This window comes from Devosia psychrophila, assembly GCF_000971275.1.
Lineage (GTDB): Bacteria > Pseudomonadota > Alphaproteobacteria > Rhizobiales > Devosiaceae > Devosia > Devosia psychrophila.
Genome location: NZ_LAPV01000167.1, coordinates 1 through 3,517 on the forward strand (window position 1 = coordinate 1; position 3,517 = coordinate 3,517).

Genomic DNA, 3,517 nt, shown 5'->3' on the forward strand with positions numbered 1-3,517 from the left:
TAGTGGCTAGGCGCCCATGGGGGCACGGTGCGGAGGGTGGCCCTGCTCTTGACCTCGGCCCCGGTAACGCCCGTGCGGTCCTCCACAGGCGTTCTGGCCCGGATGCGACGGGCACGATCGTTCCGATCGTTTCCAATCGGGTGCGCCGACCTCGCGTCCAGCGCTTTGGACCACCGTGACGGGCCGCGATGGTCGCGGCCTCCCCATGGAGGTTCTGAAAATGAACAGAAAAGAGAACAAACCCCGCGTCGACATTTACGCGAAGATTACCGACCGCATCGTTGCGGATCTGGAGCAGGGTGTACGGCCATGGGTCAAGCCATGGAGCGCCGGAAATCTGGCTGGTCGCGTCACGAGGCCCCTGCGCTACAACGGAACTCCCTATCAGGGCATCAATGTTCTGCTCTTGTGGTCGGAGGCGGTCGCGCGCGACTTCGTCTCGCCATTCTGGATGACGTTCAAGCAAAGCGTGGAACTGGGTGGCCATGTTCGCAAGGGGGAGACGGGCTCGACCGTCGTATATGCCAGCCAGTTCACCAAGACTGAAACCGATGACCGGGGCGATGAGGTGGAGCGGGGTATCCCGTTTCTCAAGGCTTATTCGGTGTTCAACGTCGATCAGATCGATGATTTGCCGGAGCATTATTATGGTGCGGCCGCGCCGGTGATCGAGCCGTTGGCGCGCATAGCCCACGCCGATGCGTTCTTCGACGCTACGGGCGCCAAGCTCGTCTATGGCGGATCGCAAGCCTATTATGCGCCGGGCTCCGACCATATTCAGCTCCCGGTGTTCGAGAGCTTCCGCGACGCCGAGTCTTTTGTGGCGATCAGAGCGCACGAGACCGTGCACTGGACAGCGCCAGCCCATCGAGCGAACCGCAATCTCAGTCGCTACCACAAGGATCGCAGCGAGCGCAGTAGCGAAGAGCTGGTCGCCGAACTGGGATCAGTTTTTTTATGCGCCGATCTCGGCATCGTCCCCGAGTTGGAGCCACGCCCAGACCACGCGAGTTACCTCTCGAACTGGCTGAACGTCCTTTCGAACGACAAACGCTTTATCTTCTCGGCCGCCGCGCATGCGCAACGGGCCGTGACTTATCTCCATGACCTGCAGCCGCAGGCGACCGCGGTTGCCGAGGCAGCATGATGGTGCAGGCTTCTGTCATCGACGAGGGGTGACCATTTTCTTCGCGACCACGGTCGGGCCGCCCTGCTCCCTGCTATCCTCTGCATCGTGTTGCAGCCTTCGGTTTGGCGTGGCGAGAACGCTGCGCACTACCCTAATCTCGATCAGGGTAGCATAGATCGGGAGAGGCTCGGTTCAGCATGCTGATGCCGGCGGGTTCGTCCGATGTGGATTTCTTCTGCTACCCAGTTTCATCGACTGACCGGAGCACGGCAGACGGGTTTGGTTCGTTTGTCGGAGTGTCTGGCGCCAGACGTGGCATGGCGGGGAGGTCGTTGGGATTGTGCCCGGCCGTGAGTGGGATTGGACGGTGATGCCGATGAAGGGTCGCCTGTCCGCATTCCTGTGGCTTCTGCGACGGGCACCCCTACCTGCGTCCTCGATGTGGCTGGTCTGACCGAAGGCCGAACTCGCTGCGCTCAGTCTCGCTCTTATCCCCACAACGCCCGGCCTCGACTTTCTTCCCCTGGCCGCTGCGCGCCCATTCCTCGCGGGCTAAGAAAGTCTCACCGGTCGCCCTTCATTTCATTCCGGCCCCGTCGGGGTGCAGGTCGATCGCCTCCGGTCTGTCGACCGCCATCGAGGTCGCGGTGGTCGCGGCCCGAGAAACACAAAGGAATACGACAATGGCAACCATCGGCACCTTCACCGCAAACGGCACCTCCGGCTTCGCTGGCACGATCAAGACCCTCAACCTCAACGTCAAAGCCAAGATCGTTCGTATCGAACGCACCTCCGACAAGGGCCCCGACTTCCGCGTCCTCTGCGGCACTTTCGACTTCGGCGCGGCCTGGCAGAAGACCGCCAAGGAAACGGACCGCGACTACCTCTCGGTCAAGCTGGACGATCCGAGCTTCCCTGCCCCGATCTACGCCACCCTGATCGAAGTCGACGGCGAGGAAGGCCTGCAGCTGATCTGGTCCCGGCCGAACCGGGACTGATGTCCCGGCCAGAGGGCTCCGCCGCAGGGCGGGGCCTTCAGCCTTTCGAAAGCAAGATTGCGATCCACCTTCCACTGCTATACTATGCAGCATTAGCAGCATTAGCAGCATTAGCAGCATTAGCAGCAAATACAGGAGACGATGATGGCCAAGGCAGACGGCACTTATTCGACCAGTGATCTGTCGCGCAAGTCCGGTGACATCATCGCGGAAGCAATGCGCCATCCCGTCATCATCACCCAGCGCAACAAGCCAAGGCTGGTGCTCCTCAACATCGAGGACTATCGACGCCTGCGCGGCAGCGCCGACCGACGCGCCGCAGGCACCATCGATACCATGCCTGAAAACTTGCTGTCAGAATTCGAGGATGCGGTGGAGGCCTATGCTGAATCCGACGAAGCCTCACGGCCGTGAGCTTCGAGGATATCCAGATTGCCCGCGTCATTCGTTATCCCTATCTCTGGGCACGTGAGGATGGCGACAGTGTCAAACTGGCGCTCGCCTAGCGCACCCAGGGATGCAAAAGATGGCCAGACCGGCCATCTCCGTCACGCCGGGCGGCGCTATTTGTTGAGCGTGTCCTTCAGCGCCTTGGCAGGAGCGAAGGTGAGCTTGTTTGCCGCCGCGATCTTGATGGTCGCGCCGGTCGAGGGATTGCGGCCATCGCGCTCGGGCGTAGCCTTGACCTTGAACTTGCCAAATCCTGGGAGCGAGATCTCCTCACCGGCTACGGCAGCATCGGTTATGGCCTTTAACACGCCATCGACCAGCGCTTTGCCCTGAGATTTTGTGAGATTGTGTTCGGCGGCGAGCTTGTCGGCGATCTCGGTTGCGGTGGTCATTGAGCGGCTCCTCGTTCAAGTTGATCCATGCTCTATGCCATCGGTTCACGGGCCTGTCATCTAGCGTTTCGTCGGCGGCGGGACGTTGGGTGGCCAGACCATTACACTAGGGCCAATGACCTCGCAGTTCCAAGCACGCCTTCTACCTCTTGATCAACAGACCACTCTTACCATACGATGCGTGATGTTTGATGCGAAGGGAATTCGCCGATGCGAACAACGCTGACGATCGACGACGACGTCCTCACCGCGGCCAAGGCGCTTGCCAGGCAGCAGCATCGAGGTGTAGGCGAGGTCATCTCTGATCTCGCAAGACGTGCAATTCGCCGTCCTCAAGCCGCAGGGCAACGCAACGGCGTTCCGCTCCTCTCGCCTCGGCCAGATGCGCCCCTGGTTACGCTGGAGCTCGTCAATGCTTTGCGCGACGAGACGCCGTGACGTTCCTGCTAGACGTCAATGTGCTCATTGCATTGATCGATCCGGGTCACGTTGCCCACGACGACGCGCATGCCTGGTTTGAAACGACCGGAGAAGGGGACTGGGCAACC

Annotated in this window: 5 protein-coding genes and 1 pseudogene; 5 read left to right on the plus strand and 1 reads right to left on the minus strand. The window is 60.9% G+C overall.

Annotation, left to right across the window (positions count from 1 at the left end):
- The first annotated feature begins 220 nt into the window (after positions 1-220).
- The 3 genes from WH91_RS19140 to WH91_RS19150 all read left to right on the plus strand — a co-directional run bounded on the left by WH91_RS19140 (position 221) and on the right by WH91_RS19150 (position 2,541).
- Positions 221-1,147, plus strand: coding sequence for an ArdC family protein (locus tag WH91_RS19140; protein WP_046172622.1), 927 nt, complete (start codon positions 221-223; stop codon positions 1,145-1,147).
- Positions 1,148-1,812: 665 nt separating this feature from the next.
- Positions 1,813-2,127, plus strand: a complete 315-nt coding sequence (locus WH91_RS19145) for a DUF736 domain-containing protein (RefSeq protein WP_046172623.1) — start codon at positions 1,813-1,815, stop codon at positions 2,125-2,127.
- Between the two features lie 144 nt (positions 2,128-2,271).
- Positions 2,272-2,541: a type II toxin-antitoxin system prevent-host-death family antitoxin gene (locus tag WH91_RS19150; RefSeq protein WP_046172624.1), complete on the plus strand. Its 270-nt coding sequence runs from the start codon at positions 2,272-2,274 to the stop codon at positions 2,539-2,541.
- A gap of 149 nt (positions 2,542-2,690) precedes the next feature.
- Here WH91_RS19150 and WH91_RS19155 read toward each other — a convergent pair whose 3' ends face one another.
- On the minus strand, positions 2,691-2,969 hold the full coding sequence (locus tag WH91_RS19155) for an HU family DNA-binding protein (RefSeq protein ID WP_046172625.1): 279 nt from the start codon (positions 2,967-2,969) through the stop codon (positions 2,691-2,693).
- A gap of 210 nt (positions 2,970-3,179) precedes the next feature.
- Between WH91_RS19155 and WH91_RS19160 the strand changes: the two genes are divergently transcribed.
- The gene (locus WH91_RS19160) at positions 3,180-3,407 is read left to right on the plus strand and encodes a hypothetical protein (protein ID WP_046172626.1); all 228 of its coding nucleotides are present in this window, start codon (positions 3,180-3,182) and stop codon (positions 3,405-3,407) included.
- A pseudogene (locus WH91_RS25595) lies at positions 3,404-3,517 on the plus strand (TA system VapC family ribonuclease toxin); the annotation flags it as partial. The gene WH91_RS19160 and the pseudogene WH91_RS25595, both read left to right, overlap by 4 nt.

Bases quoted from the DNA above. Each gene is read 5' to 3' on its own strand.
- WH91_RS19145 (WP_046172623.1), top strand. From the start codon at position 1,813: ATGGCAACCATCGGCACCTTCACCGCAAACGGCACCTCCGGCTTCGCT.
- WH91_RS19160 (WP_046172626.1), top strand. From the start codon at position 3,180: ATGCGAACAACGCTGACGATCGACGACGACGTCCTCACCGCGGCCAAG.
- WH91_RS19150 (WP_046172624.1), top strand. From the start codon at position 2,272: ATGGCCAAGGCAGACGGCACTTATTCGACCAGTGATCTGTCGCGCAAG.
- WH91_RS19155 (WP_046172625.1), bottom strand. From the start codon at position 2,969: ATGACCACCGCAACCGAGATCGCCGACAAGCTCGCCGCCGAACACAAT.
- WH91_RS19140 (WP_046172622.1), top strand. From the start codon at position 221: ATGAACAGAAAAGAGAACAAACCCCGCGTCGACATTTACGCGAAGATT.